A 21,556-nucleotide genomic window follows, 5' to 3' on the forward strand; every position below is an offset into this window, starting at 1 on the left:
AGGGGCATTCATGAACATCACCGTCTACACCAAGCCTGCCTGCGTCCAGTGCACCGCCACCTACCGCGCCCTCGACAAGGCCGGCATCGAGTACGACGTCGTCGACATCAGTGAGAACCCCGAGGCCCGCGACTACGTCATGGCGCTGGGATACCTCCAGGCGCCTGTCGTCGTCGCCGGCGACGACCACTGGTCGGGCTTCCGCCCCGATCGCATCAAGGCGCTTACCGTCGCTGCCTGAGCCTGAGCCTGGGCCGCGTTCGCGGCGGCCCGATCGTCGTCGTCTCCGGGCGGACGTGTTCTTCCGTGTCCGCCCGGGCCGGTCTTCGCAATCGAATGAAGAGTGGTGACTACCGATGGCTTCGCTGGGGTCGATCCCGGGAACATCGCTGGTGTACTTCTCGAGTACATCCGAGAACACCCACCGATTCGTGCAGAAACTCGGGATCCCGGCCAGCCGGATCCCGCTGCACGATCGTGAGGGGAATTTCGAGGTCCACGATCCGTACGTACTGATCGTGCCGACCTACGGTGGCGGGACGACCGCCACGGGCCGTGATACCCGCTACGTTCCCAGGCAGGTCATCCGATTCCTCAACAACGAGCACAATCGGGGCCTGATCCGCGGTGTCATCGCGGCGGGTAACACCAACTTCGGCGACTCGTACTGTTTCGCGGGAGACATCGTCTCGCGCAAGTGCGAGGTGCCGTATCTGTACCGGTTCGAGTTGATGGGCACGACCGACGACGTCGAGCGTGTCCGCGACGGTCTCGCCCGATTCTGGGAGTCCGTTCTCCAGAACGCCTGAGCCACATCCGTATCCGTATTCGACGCGCGTCGCGGACGTGACTGCGCGGCCGTTTCCTAACTCCGACAAGTGGGGACAGCACTGTGACCATTACCGATCCCGCTCCCGCCACGAGCGCACACCTCGACGATTCGCTCAAGGATCTCGACTACCACGCGCTCAACGCGATGTTGAATCTGTACGGCCCCAACGGCGAGATCCAGTTCGACAAGGATGTGGCCGCCGCCCGTCAGTACTTCCTGCAGCACGTCAACCAGAACACGGTCTTTTTCCACAACCTCGACGAGAAGCTCGACTACCTCGTCGAGGAGAACTACTACGAGCCCGAGGTGCTCGAGAAGTATTCGCGCGCATTCGTCAAATCGCTGTTCGAGCACGCATATTCGAAGAAGTTCCGGTTCCCGACCTTCCTCGGTGCGTTCAAGTACTACACCTCGTACACGCTCAAGACGTTCGACGGCAAGCGCTACCTCGAGCGTTTCGAGGACCGTGTGTGCATGGTCGCGCTGACGCTCGCCGACGGCGACGAGATCCTCGCCCGGCACCTCGTCGACGAGATCATCTCGGGTCGTTTCCAGCCGGCCACCCCGACCTTCCTCAACTCGGGCAAGAAGCAGCGCGGCGAGCCCGTTTCGTGCTTTCCCGCCGGTACGCTCATCGACACGATCGACGGGCAGCGGGCTATCGAGACCCTGCAGGCGGGGGATCTGGTCCTGTCGCACGACGGGGCGTACCACGCGGTCGAGGAGCTGATCGAGAACCCGAATGATCAAGCCTTGGTGTCGATTTCGCACTTCGGGCACAAAGAGCCGATTCGGTGCACTCCGGAGCATCCTATCCTGGTGTGGACCGAGCGTGATGTCGAGACCTTGATCGACGGCGATGGAGCGGATCCCTTCAACGGTTTCGTATGGCTCGCTGCCCAGGACGTGCGCCCGACCGACTTCATTGTCACCGCGGCGCCGTTGGGTGAGCGCGACAAGCGCGTTTTCGACCTCATGGACCATGTTGGTAATGGACTGTACGAAGAGGTCGATGGTCTGATTCGTAAGGTGAACGTTGATGCCAAGCATCGGAACAAGCAGCGTCACAGTCAGCGCTTCGTCGGTGTCAACCGATACGTCGAGGAATCGTACGAGTTCGGACTGATTCTCGGCTGGTATGTTGCCGAGGGCTACGTATCCAAGCGTGCGGGTGTCGACGGTGTGCAACCCAATGGTGTTCACTTCGCTCTCGGTGCACACGAGGTCGAGTACCAGGCAGATCTGGCGGCGGCGTTCAAGCAAGTATTCGGCGTCGAACTCTCTCAGTCCACCAACCAGTCGGACCACTCGACCAAGATGGGTTGCAACAGCAAGGTGGTGGCGTCATTGCTGCTGTCGCTTGCCGGGACCGGTTACAGTACGAAACGCCTGACGCGCGATGTCATGACTGCCGATGAAGAGTTTCAGCGCGGTCTGCTTGCGGGCTTGTTCAGGGGCGACGGCTGCAGCACCAATGGCGGCATGATCCTCGATCTCGTCAATCCGGAACTGGTGGATCAGGTGCAGTTGATCCTGCGCCGCCTGGGCATCGTGTCGGTCGTTCGCCAGTACATCAACCAGGCGGGCAATGTGACGGGCCATGTGTTCGTCCCCGGGGTGCCCGGTACCAACGAAGACTTCATCTTCGACGTCGGCAAGAACCTGCACAACTATGTCGGGCGGAAGGGCGCCAAGCGCACGACCTATCAGGTGGCGCACGGGCGTCATGTCTACGGAATCCGTGAGATCGCGAAGACCGACGAGACGCCGAGCAAGGTGTACAACCTGCACGTCGAGGGCACACATACCTATACGATTCGCGGCGCTGTGGTGCACAATTGCTTCCTGCTCCGCATCGAGGACAACATGGAGTCGATCGGCCGCTCCATCAACTCCGCACTGCAGCTGTCCAAGCGCGGTGGCGGTGTCGCCTTGCTGCTCAGCAACATTCGTGAGCACGGCGCTCCGATCAAGAAGATCGAGAACCAGTCCTCCGGCGTCATCCCGATCATGAAGCTGCTCGAGGACTCCTTCTCCTACGCCAACCAGCTCGGTGCCCGTCAGGGTGCCGGTGCGGTCTACCTGCACGCGCACCACCCCGACATCTACCGCTTCCTCGACACCAAGCGTGAGAATGCCGACGAGAAGATCCGCATCAAGACCCTCTCGCTGGGCGTCGTCATCCCCGACATCACCTTCGAGCTGGCGAAGAAGAACGAGGACATGTACCTGTTCTCGCCGTACGACGTCGAGCGCGTCTACGGCAAGCCCTTCGCCGACATCGACGTCACCGAGAAGTACTACGAGATGGTCGACGACAAGCGCATCCGCAAGTCGAAGATCAAGGCGCGCGAGTTCTTCCAGACCGTCGCCGAGCTGCAGTTCGAGTCGGGCTACCCCTACGTCATGTTCGAGGACACGGTGAACCGGGCCAACCCGATCGCCGGCAAGATCACGCACTCGAACCTGTGCTCGGAGATCCTGCAGGTCTCGACTCCCTCGGAGTTCAACGACGACCTGTCCTACAGTCATGTGGGCAAGGACATCTCGTGCAACCTCGGCTCGCTGAACATCGCGAAGACGATGGACTCGCCCGACTTCGCGCAGACCATCGAGGTCGCCATCCGCGGCCTGACGGCCGTCTCCGACCAGACGACGATCTCGTCGGTGCCGTCGATCGAGCGGGGCAACAACGAATCCCACGCCATCGGCCTCGGCCAGATGAACCTGCACGGCTTCCTCGCCCGCGAGCACATCTTCTACGGGTCCGAAGAAGGCGTCGACTTCACGAACATCTACTTCTACACCGTGCTGTTCCACGCCCTGCGTGCGTCGAACAAGATCGCGATCGAGCGCGGCTCGTACTTCAAGGGCTTCCCGGAGTCGAAGTACGCCTCGGGTGAGTTCTTCGACAAGTACACCGATCAGGTGTGGGAGCCGGCCACTGAGCGGGTCCGTCAGCTGTTCGCCGAGTCGGACATCGCGATCCCCACGCAGCAGGACTGGCGCGAGCTGAAGGAGTCCGTGCAGAAGCACGGCATCTACAACCAGAACCTGCAGGCGGTTCCGCCCACCGGTTCGATCTCGTACATCAACCACTCGACGAGCTCGATCCACCCGGTCGCGTCGAAGATCGAGATCCGCAAGGAGGGCAAGATCGGGCGTGTCTACTACCCGGCGCCCTACATGACGAACGAGAATCTCGAGTACTTCCAGGATGCATACGAGATCGGCTACGAGAAGATCATCGACACCTACGCTGCTGCGACGCAGCACGTCGACCAGGGGCTGTCGCTGACACTGTTCTTCAAGGACACCGTCACCACCCGCGACGTGAACAAGGCGCAGATCTACGCGTGGCGCAAGGGAATCAAGACCCTGTACTACATCCGCCTGCGGCAGATGGCGCTCGAGGGCACCGAGGTGGAGGGTTGCGTCTCCTGCATGTTGTGACCCTGCTCCACGACAGTCTTTGCATCAGCACACAATTCAGGTAGGTAACCGATGACTGCAGCAGCACACTCGCCGGCCGACGGCGTGCGCGTCAAACTCATCGATCGCGTCTCCGCGATCAACTGGAACCGCGTCCCCGACGACAAGGACGCCGAGGTCTGGGATCGCCTCACCGGCAACTTCTGGCTCCCGGAGAAGGTGCCGGTCTCCAACGACATCCAGTCGTGGGGCACGCTCACCGAGTACGAGCAGGAACTGACGATGCGGGTCTTCACGGGCCTGACGCTGCTCGACACCATCCAGGGCACGGTCGGCGCGGTCTCGCTCATCCCCGATGCGGTGACCCCGCACGAGGAAGCGGTGCTGACGAACATCGCGTTCATGGAGTCGGTGCATGCGAAGAGCTACTCGCAGATCTTCTCGACGCTGTGCTCGAGCCGCCAGATCGACGACGCCTTCCGCTGGTCGGAGGAGAACGAGCACCTGCAGCGCAAGGCGCAGATCATCCTCGACTACTACAAGGGCGACGACCCGCTCAAGCGCAAGGCCGCCTCGACGCTGCTCGAGTCGTTCCTGTTCTACTCGGGCTTCTACCTGCCGATGTACTGGTCGTCGCGGGCCAAGCTCACCAACACCGCCGACATGATCCGCCTGATCATTCGCGACGAGGCCGTCCACGGCTACTACATCGGCTACAAGTACCAGCGCGGGCTCGAGACGATCACGCAGGCCGAGCGCGACGAGCTCAAGGACTGGGTCTTCGAACTGCTCTTCGAGCTGTACGACAACGAGACCCACTACACGGCCGACCTCTACGACCAGGTCGGGCTCACCGAGGACGTCAAGAAGTTCCTGCGCTACAACGCGAACAAGGCGCTGATGAACCTCGGTTACGAGGCGCTGTTCCCGAAGGACGAGACGGACGTCAACCCGGCCATCCTGTCGGCGTTGTCGCCGAACGCCGACGAGAACCACGACTTCTTCTCGGGCTCCGGCAGCTCCTACGTGATCGGCAAGGCCGTCGTCACAGAAGACGACGACTGGGACTTCTGACGTAGACGTTCTCTGTCACCGGCCCGAACGCATCGATCCCGTACACCGGCGCAGCAGCGCCCGTGTGCGGGATCGCGTGCTTTTCGCGGCCCGGCCCGTCCCCGATAGCATCGCTCCTCGTGACCGAGACAAGAGAAGCGTCGGGCTCGCCTCGGCCGGTGACAATCGAACGCGTGCCGTCGGGCGGGCGGGCAGTCGAGCAGCGGACCCGTCTGTGGGCGGTGCTCGCCGCCGTCGTGGGGATCGTCGCATCCATCGCGATGCCGTTCCTGCCCGTGACGCAGACCACTGCGACCATCGACTGGCCGCAGAGCGAGAGCAACGCAGGCATCTCGGCGCCGTTGGTGTCCTACGCACCGGTCGATCTCGACGCCACGATCGAGTGCCGGTCCGTGCGCGACGCGCTGCCGGACGGCGGCACCGTCTTCTCCACACTTCCCGCAGGAGCTCCCGACCGTGAACGCTACGGGCTGATCGCCCGTGTCCGGCCGGCCGGTGACGACGGGCCGGCGGTGTTCGAGGTGATCTCCCGCAACACACTGCTCGCCTCCGCGCCGGTGGACGACCTGGCCGGGGACTGCTCGGTCACCCTGTCCTCGAACTCGGAACGCACCGTCGCCACGATCACCGGCTCGGCCGCGGCGTCAGGGGAGCGGACCTTCGACCGAGACCTGCGGCCCCAGCTCGTCGGCATCTTCACCGACCTGCCCGGTCCCGCACTCGACGGTGTCTCGGTCACCGCGACCGTCGACACCCGCTTCACGACGTCTCCGACGGTGCTGAAGATCGTCGCGATGATCGTCGCGGTGGTCGCCACGGCACTGGCGTTGTGGACGCTGGCCCGGCTCGACCGCGCCGACGGTCGTCGCCACCGCCGCCTGTTGCCGGCGTCGTGGTGGTCGTTCACCCGCATCGACGCGCTGGTCGTCGGAACGCTGCTCGTCTGGCACGTCATCGGGGCGAACACCGCCGACGACGGTTACCAGCTCGGAATGGCTCGCGCCGCGGGCGCGGCCGGGTACATGGCGAACTACTTCCGGTGGTTCGGTGTGCCCGAGGCACCCTTCGGCACTCCCTTCTACGACGTCCTCGCCCTGATGACCCAGGTCTCGACGGCGAGCATCTGGATGCGGCTACCGGCACTGACCGCCGGAATCCTGTGCTGGTGGGTGCTCAGCCGCGAGGTCGCTCCACGTCTCGGCGTCGCACTGCGTCGCAACCGGCTTCCGCTGTGGACCGGGGCGCTGGTCTTCCTGGCGTTCTGGCTGCCGCTCAACAACGGACTGCGCCCGGAACCGATCGTCGCGACGGGCGTCGTGCTCACCTGGTGCTCGGTCGAACGCGCGATCGCCACCCGGCGTCTGCTGCCCGCGGCGGCCGCGATCCTCGTCGCCGCGCTCACCGTGACCGCGGGACCGTCGGGCATCATCTGTTTCGCTGCGCTGATCGCCGGTGCCCGCCCGATCGCCCGCATCCTCCATCGGCGTGCGCAGACCCTGGGATGGCTGCCGGTACTTACGCCGATGCTCGCGGCCGGACTGGTGATCCTGGTGCCGGTCTTCGCCGACCAGACCCTCGCGGCGGTGCTGGAGATGCAGCACGTGCACGACGTCGGTCCGAACGTGCCGTGGTTCCAGGAGTATCTGCGCTACCAGTACCTGCTGCAGATCACCGTGGACGGCTCGCTGGCCCGCAGGTTCGCGGTCTTCACCCTGGTGTTGTGCCTGGCGGTGGCGCTCGTGGCGATGCTGCGCCGCGGTGGGCACATCCCCGGCACCGCGCAGGGACCGTCCCGCCGCATCGTCGGCATCACCCTCGGCGCGCTGGTGCTGATGATGTTCGCGCCCACCAAGTGGACCCACCACTTCGGTATCTACGCCGGTCTGGCCGCCGCGGTGGCGATGCTCGCCGCCGTGGCCACCGGACCCGCGGTGTTGCGTTCGCGACGCAACCGCGCCCTGTTCGCCGCGGCGGTGTCGTTCGTGGTGACCATGTCGTTCATCGGCCCCAACGGCTGGTGGTACGTCTCGAGCTACGGGGTCCCGTGGTGGGACAAGCCGCCGTCGGTCGCCGGATTCGGTTTCTCCACCGTCTTCTTCGCCGTGACGGTCGTCGCGTTGCTGCTGGCCGCGTGGTGGCACATCCACCCCGTCGCCTCCACCCGCACCGACACCCCGTCGCGGTTGTGGGCGGTGCCGCCGTTGACCGTCGCCGCCGCGGCGATGGTGCTGTTCGAGGTGCTGTCACTGGCCAAGGGTGCGATCTCGCAGTACCCGGGCTATTCGGTGGCACGGTCCAACGTCGACACGCTCACCGGCAACTCGTGTGCGCTCGCGAACGACGTGCTGCTCGAAACGGATCCGAACGCCTCGGTGCTCACCCCCATCGGCGCCGACGCGGCCTCCGCTCTCGATGCCGGGGGAGGGGACGGGTTCACGCCGGGTGGTGTCGCGCTCGATCTGACCCCGGACGACGACTCGGCCTCGGCCGGCACCGCCAACACCGTCGACACGAACGACGACCAGAGCTCGACCGGCGGTACCGGTGGCACCGGCGGCGGTACCGGCAGAGTCGGAATCAACGGCAGCACCGTCGCATTGCCGTTCGGCCTCGATCCGGTGACCACGCCGGTGCTGGGCAGCCACGGATCGTCCCTCGGCGACGTCACGAGCGCCTGGTTCCGGCTGCCCGAGCCCGACGCGACCGGATCGCGTGGGGATCTCGTCACGATCGCCGCGGCCGGCCGGATCTTCTCCGTCGACGCCGACGGCACCGAAACCTACGGTCAGCGACTCGAACTCGAATACGGAACCACCGCTGCCGACGGCAGCGTGACCGCGCTGGGACGGGCGTTGCCGATCGACATCGGTCCGTCGCCCTCGTGGAGGAATCTGCGTGTCCCGATGGACACGCTGCCGGCCGAGGTCGACGCGGTGCGGATCGTCGCCTCCGACAACGATCTCGCGCCCGAACAGTGGCTGGCGTTCACCCCGCCGCGCGTGCCGCAGACGCAGACTTTGCAGCAGGTCGTCGGGAGCGACACACCGGTCCTGCTGGACTGGGCTGTCGGTCTCAATTTCCCGTGCCAGCGGCAGATGGTGCACCGCAACGGCATCGCCGAGATCCCCGAGTACCGGATCCTGCCGGACCGGATCGGTGCTATCTCCACGGATCTGTGGCAGGACCACAACGGTGGCGGTCCTCTCGGCTGGACCGACCAGCTGTTGCGGGCCCGCACGATCCCGTCGTATCTCGATCACGACTGGGACCGCGACTGGGGAGCGATCGAGCAGTACACACCGATCGATCCGTCGACGGAGACCGCGGAACTCGACACCGCCACGGTCACGCGCAGCGGTCTGTGGAGCCCGGGTCCGATCAACACTGCCTACTGACGGAACCAGGCCTCCGCACGCCCGGCGAGCGCCTTCCCGAGCCGCAGACGCGACGTCTCGGTGAGTGGCTCGGGGAGGTCGTCCGGCGCGAACCACGCCACCTCGAGGTTCTCGTCGTCGGCAACGCGTGCGTCCCCGCCGGTCGCGCGGAGCAGGAAGCACACGTCGAGGTACTGCGCGACGTCGCCGTTGGGATAGGTGATGGGTGCGGTGACGTCGACGCTCGTCAGCCGCACGATCTCGGCGGCGACACCCGTCTCCTCGAGCACCTCCCGGACCGCGGCGACCGCCGGTTCCTCTCCGGGTTCGAGGATGCCGGACACCACGGCCCACATGCCGTTGTCGGCGCGGCGGGTGAGCAGGACGCGGTCGTCGCCGTCCGTGACGATCGCGCTCACCCCCGGCAGCCACAGGGGAGCGGTTCCTACGTGTGAGCGGAGCTGGACGACGAAATCGGGTATCGGCACGCCCTCGTTTCTATACCGGCAGGCGTGCTGCCGCCGGTCGGGCCGGCGATCAGTTCGAATATCCGTTGAGGGTGTACGTCAGGTCGGTGAGGATCGCCCGCGCGGCGACCGGTCCGGGGGTCGACCACACGTCGTCGGTCACGGAGAACAGACGGAGGTCGCGCACGGCCCCGAGGTCGAGCCACTCGTCGGTCTGCATGTAGTCCTTGCCGGCCTCGAGTCCGTCCTCACCGGCGAAGCGTACGAAGATCACATCGCCGTCCGCCGGGGCCGGGTCCTCCGTGTCGACGGCCTGCCACGGTTGTCCGTCGACCACCGCGAACCGCTGGGCCGGCGGCCGGGCAGCGCCGACGTCGCCGAGCACCTGCCCCGCGAACGACGCGGTGCCCTCCACGGTCGGGCCGTCGGCCGTGAACCGGACGATCGACGCCTGCGTCTGGGACGACACGAGCTCGCGGCCCAGATCGCGCGCGGCCGTCGCGTAGTCGTCGAGCACGCGACGTGCGGCCTCCGTGCGCCCGAGCGCCTCACCGACCCGGACGAACTGTTCCCTCCAGAAGACCGGATCGGACCCGACCAGCACGGTGGGTGCGATGCCGCTGAGGGAGGCGTAGACGTCCGGGGCGGTGGAGGAGCCGAGGATCACATCCGGCTGTGCGCGCTCGATCGCCGCGACGTCCGGGTTGCCCGCGGCACCCACGGGCGGGAGTTCGCCGATCCCGTGACCGAGATATTCCGGCCGGCCGGTGACCTCGGCGCTCGCTCCCACGACGCGCTCCCACAGCCCCAGGGCGCACACCGCGTCGAGCGCCGCGGGGTCGAGGACGACGATCCGCTGCGGGTCGGCGGGCACATCCGACCGGCCTGCGGTGTGCAGGACCGGCCGGGTGCCGGTGGTGGGCTGTCCCGGATCGAGCGGGGAGGGGAGTGCGCACGCGGTCGACGTGTCCCGGTCGATGCCCACGACCGACGCACCGGCAATGCGGGTCGTGGTGCGCACGATCTCCGATGCGTCGTCGTCGGGAGGTGTGGAGCATCCGGCCAGGGCTGTCGTCACCGCAGCGACGGCTGCGACGAGTACTGCTCGTGACCGGTGCACGGAAAACACGTCGGACCAACTCCTGTAGGACGCTGCTCGGATCGGACGGCTCAGGCTATCCGGTCGTGTGACGGTCGACGCCGAAGGTGTCCGCGAGGTCGTCGAGGATGCGGTGCGCACCCTGGATGCTCACCGGCATCATCCACACGCTGTCGTCGACCTCGACCTTCCGTCCCTGCAGGTTCTCCCACAACGGATTGGTGACGAAGGGTTCGGCCGCCGCCTGCGCCTTGCCGTCGCCGAGGTCGTAGGTGGTGACGAAGATGACGTCCGCCTCGGCCTCGGTGATCAGTTCGGGGCTGATGGCGTTCATGATGCTCGACGGATCCGACGGATCGGGACCCTGGCTCGCGGGGCGGGCGAGACCGGCGTCCTCGAGCACGATGCCGCTGAACGAGGTGGTGCGGTACAGCCGGGCCGTCGGTTCACCGGCGAAGCGGACGATCGAGATCGTCGGGTTGCCGGCCTTGGCGTTGATGTCCGCACCGATGGCCGCGGCGCGCTCCTCGTACTCGGAGATCTTCTGCTCGGCGAGGTCCTCCTTGCCGATGGCCTGCGCGACGAGGCGGATGTTGTCCTTCCACGTCGGTCCGGTCGACTGGGAGAAGACGGTCGGGGCGATGGCGGACAGTTCCTCGTAGTTCTCTCCGTCGCGCACCTCCGCCGAGAGGATGAGGTCGGGTTCGAGCGCGGCCACCTGTTCGAGGCTCACGTCCGCGGTCTTGCCGACGGACACGGGGCGTCGGTCGCGTACTGCTGCGAGTCGCCGAGATAGTCGGGGAATTCGTCGGTGCGGTAGTCGACGTACCCGACGAGAGGTGCCTCGAGGAGAAGCACGGCGTCGGAATAGCTCGTGTCGAGCGCGACGATGCGGGTCGGCTCGCTCTCGATCGTGGTGGAACCGCGGAAGTGTTCGACGGTCCGGGGGAAGCCGGCGGCCGAGTCGGACGCGGTGTCGGTGGTCGCGTCGTCGGAGGTGTCGGCCGAACTGCAGCCGGCGACGAGGAGTCCGGCGGTCAGCAGTGCTGCCGCGAACCGGGCTGGTCGGGAGGAGAGAACAGGCACGGGTCGTCCTTCTGTGATTGCGGGGGGAAGTGCACCCTAACCCGTGCTGTTCGCGCGTGGTGGGGTCACCTGGTCTCGCCCTTGCATGTGAGGTGCAGCACAGACTCGGATTGTGGTTGTCGGCTCCGCTCCAGGTAGCCTCGCGAGTCGAGTACGACAGTGAGTAGGACCCGGAGGGCGACCGTTTCGGGCAGGGTCTACGATTCGATGAGCGCAAGCCAGAGACCGTTCGCCTCCAGCCCGAGGTCGAGCGCGCATTCAGGAGGATTAGTGACTGCCGTAGCGCCCCAGCCAGTCCCAGAGATAGCTGCAGCAAGGCCGTACCCGCCGCGGCAGGGACCCAAGGGTTCGTTCATCTACAAGATGATCACGACCACAGATCCCAAGATGTTGGGGATCATGTACATGGTCACCTCGTTCGCCTTCTTCCTCATCGGCGGCCTGATGGCCCTGCTGATGCGCACCGAGCTCGCGGTCCCCGGCCTGCAGTTCCTGTCGAACGAGCAGTTCAACCAGCTGTTCACCATGCACGGCACGATCATGCTGCTGATGTACGCGACGCCGGTCGTGTTCGCCTTCGCGAACTACATCCTGCCGCTGCAGATCGGCGCCCCCGACGTCGCCTTCCCGCGCCTGAACGCCTTCAGCTACTGGCTGTACCTGTTCGGCGCGACGATCGTCATGCTCGGCTTCGTCACCCCCGGCGGTGCCGCGGACTTCGGTTGGACGGCGTACACGCCGCTCACCAGTGAGATCCACTCCCCGGGTGTCGGTGCGGACTTCTGGATCCTCGGCCTCGGCGTGATGGGTCTGGGCACCATCCTCGGTGGCGTCAACTTCATCACCACCGTGGTGTGCATGCGTGCACCGGGCATGACCATGTTCCGGATGCCGATCTTCACCTGGAACATCCTGATCACCAGCCTGCTGATCCTGCTCGTGTTCCCGCTGCTGACCGCCGCCTTCATGGGCCTGTTCGTCGACCGTCACCTCGGTGGCCACATCTACGACCCCGCCACCGGCGGTGTGCTCCTGTGGCAGCACCTGTTCTGGTTCTTCGGTCACCCCGAGGTGTACGTCATCGCGCTGCCGTTCTTCGGCATCGTCTCGGAGATCTTCCCGGTCTTCTCCCGCAAGCCGATCTTCGGTTACACCGGTCTGGTCTACGCCACGATGGCCATCGCGGCGCTGTCCATCGCCGTGTGGGCGCACCACATGTACGCCACCGGCGCCGTGCTGCTGCCGTACTTCTCGTTCATGACCTTCCTGATCGCCGTCCCGACCGGTGTGAAGTTCTTCAACTGGATCGGCACGCTGTGGAAGGGCCAGATCACCTTCGAATCGCCGATGCTGTTCTCGGTCGGCTTCATCGTGACCTTCCTCTTCGGTGGTCTGACCGGTGTCATCCTCGCGAGCCCGCCGCTGGACTTCCACCTGCACGACTCGTACTTCGTGGTCGCGCACTTCCACTACGTGCTCTTCGGCACCATCGTGTTCGCGACCTACGCCGGCATCTACTTCTGGTTCCCGAAGATGACCGGCAGGATGATGGACGAGCAGCTCGGCCGCTGGCACTTCTGGCTGACCTTCATCGGTTTCCACACCACCTTCCTGGTGCAGCACTGGCTCGGTAACGAGGGCATGCCGCGTCGCTACGCCGACTACCTGCCCTCCGACGGGTTCACCACCTTGAACACCATCTCGACGATCGGGGCCTTCGTCGTGGGCGCGTCGACGCTGCCGTTCCTGTGGAACGTCTTCAAGAGCTACCGCTACGGCCAGGTCGTCACCGTCGACGACCCGTGGGGTTACGGCAACTCGCTCGAGTGGGCCACCAGCTGCCCGCCCCCGCGGCACAACTTCACCGAGCTGCCGCGGATCCGTTCGGAGCGTCCCGCCTTCGAGCTGCACTACCCGCACATGGTCGAGAAGATGCGCGCCGAAGCGCACGTCGGCCCGGGCAGCGACAAGCACAACGTCAACGTCCTCGAGGGTGCCGACCGTACCCCCGGCGACCATCCGCGCGCCTGAGCGCAGATCGACGATCGACCGAAGCCCCACCCGTTCACCGGGTGGGGCTTCGGCCTTTCCGTGGGTCCGGACCCGCGAACGGGAGCGGCGGTTCGCCCTGCAACAATGAACGAGCGAGCCGGTACGCGCGTGCGTCCGTGTGTACCTCGACAGACAAGCGATCGGAGACGTAGTGGCGTCTGACAGCACGGTGCTGGTGACCGTGACCGGACCTGACCATCCCGGCGTGACCTCGGTGCTCTTCGCAGCGCTGACGCGGCACGACGTCGACCTCCTCGATGTGGAACAGGTCGTGATCCGTGGCCGGCTCACCCTCGGTGTCCTCCTCGTCTGCCCGACCGATGTCGAAGCGATGCAGGACGAGGTCGAGTCCGCGATGGCCACCATCGGCATGCACGCCGACGTCCAGATCGGTGCCGAGCGCGGCGCCCGCACCGTCTCGACCCACGCCGTCGTCGTGCTGGGCAGCCCGGTCAGTGCCAAGGCGCTGCGATCGGTGGGCCGCACCCTCGCGGCCCAGGGCGCGAACATCGATTCGATCCGCGGCATCGCCGACTACCCGCTCACCGGCCTCGAGCTGATGATCACCGCGCCCGACACCAGCGTCGAGGCCGACGCCGCGCTGCGGCACGCCCTCGTCGAACTCGCCGCGGGCCTCGACGTCGACATCGCGGTGGAGCGCGGCGGTCTCGCCCGTCGTTCCAAGCGCCTGATCGTCTTCGACGTCGACTCCACGCTCATCCAGGGCGAGGTCATCGAGATGCTCGCCGCGCACGCCGGTGTCGAGGACAAGGTCCGCGAGGTCACCGAGGCTGCGATGCGCGGTGAGATCGACTTCGCGCAGTCCCTCGAACAACGCGTCGCGACCCTCGCGGGTCTGCCGGCGACCGTCATCGACGAGGTCGCCGAGCAGCTCGAACTCACTCCCGGTGCCCGCACCACGATCCGGACGTTGCGTCGGCTCGGCTTCCGCTGCGGCGTCGTCTCGGGCGGCTTCCGTCAGGTGATCGACCCGCTCGCACACGAACTCGAACTCGACTTCGTCCGCGCCAACACGCTCGAGATCGTCGACGGCAAGCTCACCGGGCGAGTGGTCGGCGACATCGTCGACCGCGCCGCCAAGGCACGCGCCCTCCGCGAGTTCGCCGACGAGGCGGGCGTGCCGGTCGAGCAGACCGTCGCGGTCGGCGACGGTGCCAACGACATCGACATGCTCTCGGCCGCGGGCCTGGGCGTCGCGTTCAACGCCAAGCCGGCCTTGCGCGAGGTCGCCGACACCGCCCTGTCGTATCCCTACCTCGATGCGGTGCTCTTCGTCCTCGGCGTCACCCGCGAGGAGATCGAGGCGGCCGACCGCGTCGACGGAACCCTGCGCCGCGTCCCGATCGACGGCAGTGTCTGAGCTGGACCCCGACTTCGCGGACACGGCGCCCGAGCCGGTCTTCGAGGCCGCACCCGATCGGGTCTTCGACCCGGCCTCGGATCCGGGTTTCGCCGAGCGCCACGGCGTACTCACCCGCGGTTACGGGCACCGGCCCGACCCGGAGGATCCGGCGAAGGTGCAGGCGATGCCGATTGTGCTGCACATCCCCAAGGTCGATCCACCCGCCCGCAGTGCGGTGCTCGAAGCCGCCGCGATGGCCACCGTGGCACTGTGTTTCGACCCGCGGGTCGGTCCCGGCCCGGACGGCGAACCCGGTCCGTGGCAGGAACCCTTCCTCGCATGGAACGACGCGCGGATCCGGAAGGTCGCCCGCCGCGCCCGCGGAGCGCACTGGCGTGCCGCGCAGGACGTCGACGGAGTCACCGTCGACCACGCCGGTGCCCAGGCCCGGGCGTTCGTGCCCGGCCCGGTGGGGGAACTGGACCCGCGCATCTCCCGCCTGCAGATCGGTGGCACCGACCTGCCCCACGACGATCCGCCCCCACCGGCGGACGGCGTTCCGGTCCTCTGGGTGCAGAAGGACCTCGAGATGACCGTCGGCAAGGCGGCCGCGCAGGTCGGTCATGCTGCGATGCTGTTCGCGGGGGCACTGGACGTCGACACCGCACGCGCTTGGGCTTCCGACGGATTCCCGTGTGCCGTCCGCGATGCGGACGAGGCCACCTGGCGCGAGCTGCTCGCCCGCGTGGAAGCCGGCACGGCCGTCGCGGTCCGCGACGCGGGCTTCACCGAGGTGGCCCCGGGTTCGATCACCGTGATCGCGGTGCCCGGCACGGTCGACGAACGAGCCTGACCTCCACCGGCGTCGTGCCGCCGTGGATCATCCTTGCTCGATGGGTCCGTCGTCCGCGATCCAGAAGATCAGCACCGTCGGACCGTCGACCGGGTACGAACTTCCCACCCGCATCGGGGAGGTGTCCGCGGGCCTGCCGTCGGGGGCACTCGAATCGAAGACGCACACGATGTTGCCGCAATACCACTCGGGTCCGGCGAGGGTCACCGTGGCGGCGTCGCCCGAATGCAGAACGAACAGCCCGCTGCTGTCCTCGAGAGTGACGCCGGTGCGGGTCACGGTGCCGAGTTGCGAGCCGTCGACCCAGCCCTGCAGCGTGCGGCGACTGTCGTCCTGCCACGCATCCTCGTCGAGTTCGATCCCCTCGATGCCGAACCACACGAGATCGGGATAGCCCACGGACCGGGCGCGGCCCTCGAAGAAGCGTCGCTGCCGCAGCACCGGGACGCGCGTGCGCAGGCGGAGCAGTTCGCGCACGTAATCCGTTCGCGCACGGTCGGCGTGCTCCCAGTCCAGCGGCCAGGCGTCGCGGACGGGGACGTCCACGGGGACGCAGTAGGCGTTGTTGTTGCCGTTCTGCGTGTGCCCGAACTCGTCGCCGGCGAGCAGCATCGGTGTGCCCGTCGACAACAGCAGCGTCGCGAGCATCGCCCGGATGTGCCGGTCGCGGGCGGCGAGGATCTCCGGATCGTCGGTCGGCCCTTCGACCCCGTGGTTCACCGACTCGTTGTTGTTCGACCCGTCCCGGCCCTCCTCACCGTTCTCGTCGTTGTGCTTGCGCTCGTACGAGACCGCATCGGCGAGGGTGAAACCGTCGTGGGCGGTGACGAAGTTGACCGACATCCACGGCTGCCGGATGTTCCTGTCGTAGAGGTCCTCCGAACCGGTGAGCCGCGACGCCATCTCGCGGATCCCGGAACGTCCCGCCCAGTAGCGGCGGACCGTGTCGCGGTAGCGGTCGTTCCATTCGGCCCATTGCGCGCCGAAGTTCCCGAGCTGGTAACCGTGTGCGGTGGCGTCCCACGGTTCGGCGACGAGCTTGACGTCGCAGAGGACGGGATCGGTGACGATCGCGGTGAGCAGTGCCGCTCGCGGATCGAAGGCCCCACCGCGGGGACGGGCCAGCGCACTGGCGAGGTCGAAGCGGAAGCCGTCCACCCCCATCACGTCCGCCCAGTACCGGAGGCTGTCGCACACCATCCGCACGACGATCGGTGAGGACGCGTCGAGGGTGTTGCCGCACCCCGTCAGGTCGATGTCCCGTCCGTGCGCGTCGAGCAGGTAGTAGCCGGGCGCGTCGAGACCGCGCCAGGACAGACTCGGACCGTCGACCGATGCTTCGCACGTGTGGTTGTAGACGACGTCGAGCAGCACCTCGAGCCCGGCGCTGTGGAAGGCGTCGACCATCGTTCGGAACTCGGCGATCTCGTTGCCGGGCGTGACGGCGTAGGCGGGATGCGGCGCGAAGTACGAGGCGGTCGAATAGCCCCAGTGGTTGCGCATCCCCCGCGCACGCACCGACGGCTCGGTCACGAAGGCCTGCACGGGGAGCAGTTCGACCGTCGTCACTCCCAGCCCCACCAGGTGGTCGATCACCGACCGGTGGGCGAGTCCGAGATAGGTGCCGCGCAGTTCCGGCGGCACGAGCGGGTGACGGGCCGTGTACGAACCGACGTGCAGTTCGTAGACGACGGTGTTCTCCCACGGCACGCGTGGTTTGTCGTGCATGGGCGTCAGGACGGGGGTCACCACCGACAGAGGTGTGTGGCCGAGCGAGTCGGTGCTCGACATCGCACCGAACGGGTCACCCTGGTGGGGGATCAGCCGGTCCGGATCACCGACGTCGCCGACGATCCGGCGGGCCCACGGGTCGAGCAGGATCTTGTGCGGGTTGGTGCGCAACCCCCACTGCGGTTGCCACGGCCCGTAGGCGCGGTAGCCGTACCGTTGCCCGGCGCCGACGCCGGGGACCACCCCGTGCCAGACCCCGTAGGTGCGGTCGGGCAGGTCCACGCGGTGTTCGTTCCCGTCGTCGTCGACGAGGCAGACCTGGACGCGGTCGCTGTGCGGGGCGTGGACGGCGAAGCGTGTCCCACCGTCGACCGGGGTGGGGCCGAGCGGGAAGGCGGCCCGGTCGGGGAGCGCGACCGAGCCGGACACGACAGCAGATTCGGATGCGGAGGACGACACGGGAACCGATCCTGCCGCGTTTCGGGCTCGGGCGTAAGAGAAGATGGTCCGCGTGGCACAACCTGATCCCGATTTGCTCATCGAATTCGACGACGTAGTGGTCCGACGCGGCGGGAACGTCCTCGTCGGTCCCGTGACCTGGAAGGTGGAACTCGACGAACGTTGGGTGGTTCTCGGACCCAACGGGGCAGGAAAGACCTCGCTGCTGCGGGTCGCGGCGGCCGAGACGTTCCCCACCTCCGGCACCGCGCACGTCCTCGCGGAGACGTTCGGAAAGACGGATCTGTCCGAACTACGACCCCGGATCGGATTGTCCTCCGCGGCCCTGGCCAACCGGGTGCCGAACGACGAGAAGGTCACCGATCTCGTGCTCTCCGCGGGCTACGGCGTGCTGGGCCGGTGGCGCGAGCAGTACGACGACATCGACACGAGCCGCGCGGTGGAGATGCTCGAGAGCCTCGGCGCGGAACATCTCGCCGACCGTCTGTACGGGACGCTGTCGGAGGGTGAACGCAAGCGTGCGCTCATCGCCCGGGCGCTCATGACCGACCCCGAACTGCTGCTGCTCGACGAGCCCGCGGCCGGTCTGGACCTCGGCGGTCGCGAGGAACTCGTGGCCCGGCTCGGCACGCTCGCGGCCGACCCGGATGCCCCTGCGATCGTGCTCGTCACCCATCACGTGGAGGAGATCCCGCCGGGCTTCACGCACGCACTGCTCCTGAAGGAGGGCGGTGTGGTCGCCCAGGGCCTGCTCGACGACGTGATCACCGCTGAGAACCTCAGCGCGGCGTTCAGTCAGTCCATCTCGCTCGACAAGGTCGACGACCGGTTCTTCGCCCGCCGCACCCGCCAGGCGGGACGGCACCGCCGGTGACTCCGGGTCGGGTGGTGCCGGGACCGATCGGTTAGGTTGAGGCCATGGCCAACAATCGCTCGGCATCCACCTTCGATCCCACCGCGGTACCCATCCGCGACGCGTCCACCGTGATGCTCGTGCGGGACTCTGCGCGCGGCGTCGAGGTGTTCCTGCAGCGTCGTGTCGTCGGCATGGACTTCGCCGGCGGCATGACCGTCTTCCCCGGCGGCGGTGTCGACACTTCCGACACCGACGCCGAGGTGCGGTGGACCGGACCGGACGTGACCTGGTGGGCCGAGCGGTTCGGTATCGGCGAGGCGCAGGCCCGTGCGCTGGTGCTCGCGGCCGTGCGCGAGACCTTCGAGGAGTGCGGCGTGCTGCTCGCCGGACCCACCGAGGATTCGGTGGTGGCCGACACCGGTGACTACGCGGAGGCGCGTCGTCTGCTGGAAGCGCGCGAGTTGTCCTTCGGCGACTTCCTGGAGAAGGAACAGTTGGTGCTGCGCGCCGACCTGCTGCGTCCCCACGCGAACTGGATCACCCCGCTGGGGGAGCGGCGCCGCTACGATACGCGTTTCTTCGTCGCCGCGGTACCGGAAGGACAGCGGGCCGACGGCAACACCAGCGAGACCGATCTGGTGCAGTGGCAGACCGCGGAGGAGGCCCTCGCCGACTGGCGGTCGGGCCGGTGCATCCTGCTCCCGCCCACGTGGAGTCAGCTGTCGATCCTGTCGGGCTTCGCCACGGTCGCCGACCTCATGGCGGCGGATCCGGTCATCGAGCCGATCCTGCCGATCATCAGCCGTCGCGACGGGGCGGTCCACATCGCGTTCGACGGGGACGAAGCCTACTACGAGGTCGGTACTCATCCGTGGGCCCAGCGCTCCGACATCTAGGCTGAGGACCATGGCTGAATTCGTGACCCTCGACGTCTCCGACGGCATCGGCACCATCCGTCTCGACCGCCCTCCGATGAACGCGTTGAACCGGCAGCTCCAGGAGGAGATCCGGGCCGCTGCGCGCGAGGCGACCGTCCGGTCCGACGTGAAGTCGGTGATCGTCTACGGCGGCGAGAAGGTGTTCGCGGCCGGCGCCGACATCAAGGAGATGGCCGACCTGAGCTACGTGCAGATGAGCGAGATCGTCGGCGACCTGCAGTCGGCCCTCGGGTCGATCGCCGACATCCCCAAGCCCACCGTCGCCGCGATCACCGGCTACGCCCTCGGTGGTGGCCTCGAACTCGCCCTCGGCGCCGACCGGCGCATCGTCGGCGACAACGTCAAGCTCGGCACGCCCGAGATCCTGCTGGGCATCATCCCCGGTGGCGGCGGCACCCAGCGACTGGCTCGGCTCGTCGGCCCGGCGAAGGCGAAGGATCTCGTCTTCACCGGTCGTTTCGTCGGCGCCGACGAAGCCCTGTCGATCGGTCTGGTCGACGAGGTCGTCGCCCCCGACGACGTCTACGAGGCTGCGCGTCGCTGGGCCGGGCAGTTCACAGGCGCCGCCTCGCGCGCGCTCGCCGCTGCGAAGGCCGCGATCGACCAGGGCCTCGACACCGATCTGGATACGGGTCTGAAGATCGAACAGCACGTCTTCGCCGCGCTGTTCGCCACGAAGGACCGCACCATCGGCCTCGAATCGTTCATCGAGAACGGGCCGGGCAAGGCGAAGTTCGTCGGCGAGTGATGCCGACCGGCACCTGCACTTGTCCACAGCTTACCGATGAGTAGGATCACCGCATGACTGCCAGCAGGACCGACGGGGTCGACCCCGCGCCGAATCCGCACGCCACTGCCGAAGAGGTCGCAGCCGCGCTCGAGGACACCAAGCTAGCCCAGGTGCTCTACCACGACTGGGAAGCCGAGACGTACGACGAGAAATGGTCCATCTCGTACGACGAGCGGTGCATCGACTACGCCAAGGGGCGGTTCGTCGCCGCGGCCGGCGATCAGCCGCTGCCCTACGAGCGCGCACTCGAACTCGGCTGCGGCACGGGCTTCTTCCTCCTCAACCTCATGCAGGGTGGGGTCGCGAAGACCGGTTCGGTGACCGACCTGTCGCCCGGCATGGTGAAGGTCGCGCTCCGCAACGCCGAGAATCTCGGCCTCGACGTCGACGGCCGCGTTGCCGACGCCGAGACCATTCCGTACGACGACGACACCTTCGACCTCGTGGTCGGCCATGCCGTGCTGCACCACATCCCGGACGTCGAGCAGTCGCTGCGCGAGGTGCTGCGCGTGCTCAAGCCCGGCGGCCGTTTCGTCTTCGCCGGTGAGCCCAGCACGATCGGCAACTTCTACGCCCGCATGCTCGGCCGGGTCACGTGGGAGGCCACCACCAACATCACCAAGTTGCCTTTCCTGCGCGACTGGCGTCGTCCGCAGACCGAGCTCGACGAGTCCTCCCGGGCGGCCGCCCTCGAGGCCGTCGTCGATCTGCACACCTTCGATCCTTCCGATCTCGAGAAGCTGGCCTCCTCGGCCGGAGCCGTCGAGGTCAAGGCGTCGAGCGAGGAGTTCGCCGCGGCCCTGCTCGGCTGGCCGGTGCGCACCTTCGAGGCCGCCGTCCCGCAGGAGAAGCTGGGCTGGAACTGGGCGAAGTTCGCCTTCGGTGGCTGGAAGGCGCTGAGCTGGGTCGACGAGAACATCCTCGAGCACGTCGTGCCCCGTAGCTTCTTCTACAACGTCATGATCACCGGTGTGAAGCCCGGCAAGTAGTTGGGTTACGACTTCACCCTCGCCGACGTCGAGTACCTGACGTCGGACGACGGCCGCGGGGGGGGGGGGCGGGGGGGCGGCCCGGGGGGGGGGGAGGGGGGGCGGCCCCCCCCCCCCCGGGGGGGGGGGGGGGGGGGGGGGGGGGGGGGGGGGGGGAGGGG

At 67.2% G+C, this 21,556-nt stretch carries 14 protein-coding genes and 4 pseudogenes; 14 read left to right on the top strand and 4 right to left on the bottom strand.

Going from position 1 to position 21,556, the window contains the following annotated elements:
• Window positions 1-10: 10 nt before the first annotated feature.
• From A5767_RS19510 to A5767_RS19530, 7 genes and pseudogenes are all read left to right on the top strand, one after another.
• A complete protein-coding gene (locus A5767_RS19510) occupies window positions 11-241 on the top strand; it encodes a redoxin NrdH (protein ID WP_006550390.1) in 231 nt (76 codons plus the stop codon).
• A gap of 115 nt (window positions 242-356) precedes the next feature.
• Window positions 357-809 (top strand): class Ib ribonucleoside-diphosphate reductase assembly flavoprotein NrdI, encoded by a 453-nt coding sequence (gene nrdI / locus A5767_RS19515; protein ID WP_064852962.1) that lies wholly within the window; start codon window positions 357-359, stop codon window positions 807-809.
• A gap of 83 nt (window positions 810-892) precedes the next feature.
• Window positions 893-1,450 (top strand): annotated as a pseudogene (locus A5767_RS24040) (ribonucleotide reductase N-terminal alpha domain-containing protein); the annotation flags it as partial.
• Window positions 1,451-1,456: 6 nt separating this feature from the next.
• Window positions 1,457-2,644, top strand: a pseudogene (locus A5767_RS24045) (LAGLIDADG family homing endonuclease); the annotation flags it as partial.
• Between the two features lie 24 nt (window positions 2,645-2,668).
• Window positions 2,669-4,285, top strand: a pseudogene (gene nrdE / locus A5767_RS24050) (class 1b ribonucleoside-diphosphate reductase subunit alpha); the annotation flags it as partial.
• 51 nt (window positions 4,286-4,336) lie between these two features.
• Window positions 4,337-5,338: a class 1b ribonucleoside-diphosphate reductase subunit beta gene (nrdF, locus tag A5767_RS19525; protein ID WP_006550395.1), complete on the top strand. Its 1,002-nt coding sequence runs from the start codon at window positions 4,337-4,339 to the stop codon at window positions 5,336-5,338.
• A gap of 158 nt (window positions 5,339-5,496) precedes the next feature.
• A complete protein-coding gene (locus tag A5767_RS19530) occupies window positions 5,497-8,733 on the top strand; it encodes an arabinosyltransferase domain-containing protein (protein WP_064852963.1) in 3,237 nt (1,078 codons plus the stop codon).
• Here A5767_RS19530 and A5767_RS19535 read toward each other — a convergent pair.
• The 3 genes and pseudogenes from A5767_RS19535 to A5767_RS19545 all read right to left on the bottom strand — a co-directional run bounded on the left by A5767_RS19535 (window position 8,727) and on the right by A5767_RS19545 (window position 11,364).
• Window positions 8,727-9,200 carry an NUDIX hydrolase gene (locus tag A5767_RS19535; RefSeq protein WP_006550397.1) on the bottom strand — a complete coding sequence of 158 codons (474 nt, stop codon included), beginning with the start codon at window positions 9,198-9,200 and terminating at the stop codon, window positions 8,727-8,729. The genes A5767_RS19530 and A5767_RS19535 overlap by 7 nt on opposite strands.
• 49 nt (window positions 9,201-9,249) lie before the next feature.
• A complete protein-coding gene (locus tag A5767_RS19540; protein WP_064852964.1) occupies window positions 9,250-10,308 on the bottom strand; it encodes an ABC transporter substrate-binding protein in 1,059 nt (352 codons plus the stop codon).
• Between the two features lie 46 nt (window positions 10,309-10,354).
• Window positions 10,355-11,364 (bottom strand): annotated as a pseudogene (locus A5767_RS19545) (ABC transporter substrate-binding protein).
• A 270-nt stretch (window positions 11,365-11,634) separates the two neighbouring features.
• Here A5767_RS19545 and ctaD point away from each other — a divergent pair.
• The 3 genes from ctaD (at window position 11,635) to A5767_RS19560 (ending at window position 15,632) form a co-directional block, all read left to right on the top strand.
• Window positions 11,635-13,395: an aa3-type cytochrome oxidase subunit I gene (gene ctaD, locus A5767_RS19550; RefSeq protein WP_082937751.1), complete on the top strand. Its 1,761-nt coding sequence runs from the start codon at window positions 11,635-11,637 to the stop codon at window positions 13,393-13,395.
• Between the two features lie 172 nt (window positions 13,396-13,567).
• Entirely contained in the window at window positions 13,568-14,797 is a 1,230-nt protein-coding gene (gene serB / locus A5767_RS19555) for a phosphoserine phosphatase SerB (protein ID WP_024101411.1), read from the top strand.
• Window positions 14,790-15,632 (top strand): peptidyl-tRNA hydrolase, encoded by an 843-nt coding sequence (locus A5767_RS19560; RefSeq protein ID WP_006554579.1) that lies wholly within the window; start codon window positions 14,790-14,792, stop codon window positions 15,630-15,632. The genes serB and A5767_RS19560 overlap by 8 nt, the downstream gene beginning before the upstream one ends.
• A 27-nt stretch (window positions 15,633-15,659) precedes the next feature.
• Here A5767_RS19560 and glgX read toward each other — a convergent pair whose 3' ends face one another.
• A complete protein-coding gene (gene glgX / locus A5767_RS19565) occupies window positions 15,660-17,822 on the bottom strand; it encodes a glycogen debranching protein GlgX (protein WP_064852966.1) in 2,163 nt (720 codons plus the stop codon).
• A gap of 43 nt (window positions 17,823-17,865) precedes the next feature.
• Between glgX and A5767_RS19570 the strand changes: the two genes are divergently transcribed.
• From A5767_RS19570 to A5767_RS19585, 4 genes are read left to right on the top strand one after another with little or no spacing between them, the layout of a single operon-like run.
• Window positions 17,866-18,696: an ABC transporter ATP-binding protein gene (locus A5767_RS19570; protein WP_006554577.1), complete on the top strand. Its 831-nt coding sequence runs from the start codon at window positions 17,866-17,868 to the stop codon at window positions 18,694-18,696.
• Between the two features lie 44 nt (window positions 18,697-18,740).
• On the top strand, window positions 18,741-19,574 hold the full coding sequence (locus A5767_RS19575; protein ID WP_006554576.1) for an NUDIX hydrolase: 834 nt from the start codon (window positions 18,741-18,743) through the stop codon (window positions 19,572-19,574).
• 10 nt (window positions 19,575-19,584) lie between these two features.
• Window positions 19,585-20,364 carry an enoyl-CoA hydratase-related protein gene (locus A5767_RS19580; RefSeq protein ID WP_019288413.1) on the top strand — a complete coding sequence of 260 codons (780 nt, stop codon included), beginning with the start codon at window positions 19,585-19,587 and terminating at the stop codon, window positions 20,362-20,364.
• Between the two features lie 53 nt (window positions 20,365-20,417).
• A complete protein-coding gene (locus A5767_RS19585) occupies window positions 20,418-21,395 on the top strand; it encodes a class I SAM-dependent methyltransferase (protein ID WP_019288412.1) in 978 nt (325 codons plus the stop codon).
• The last annotated feature ends 161 nt before the right edge of the window (window positions 21,396-21,556 follow it).

Origin of the sequence: Rhodococcus sp. 852002-51564_SCH6189132-a (assembly GCF_001665495.1) — a bacterium.
Lineage (GTDB): Bacteria > Actinomycetota > Actinomycetes > Mycobacteriales > Mycobacteriaceae > Rhodococcus > Rhodococcus pyridinivorans.

Excerpts from the sequence above, each read along its gene's own strand:
- A5767_RS19575 (WP_006554576.1), top strand. The coding sequence starts at position 18,741 with ATGGCCAACAATCGCTCGGCATCCACCTTCGATCCCACCGCGGTACCC.
- nrdI (WP_064852962.1), top strand. The coding sequence starts at position 357 with ATGGCTTCGCTGGGGTCGATCCCGGGAACATCGCTGGTGTACTTCTCG.
- A5767_RS19580 (WP_019288413.1), top strand. The coding sequence starts at position 19,585 with ATGGCTGAATTCGTGACCCTCGACGTCTCCGACGGCATCGGCACCATC.
- A5767_RS19570 (WP_006554577.1), top strand. The coding sequence starts at position 17,866 with ATGGTCCGCGTGGCACAACCTGATCCCGATTTGCTCATCGAATTCGAC.
- A5767_RS19585 (WP_019288412.1), top strand. The coding sequence starts at position 20,418 with ATGACTGCCAGCAGGACCGACGGGGTCGACCCCGCGCCGAATCCGCAC.
- A5767_RS19510 (WP_006550390.1), top strand. The coding sequence starts at position 11 with ATGAACATCACCGTCTACACCAAGCCTGCCTGCGTCCAGTGCACCGCC.
- nrdF (WP_006550395.1), top strand. The coding sequence starts at position 4,337 with ATGACTGCAGCAGCACACTCGCCGGCCGACGGCGTGCGCGTCAAACTC.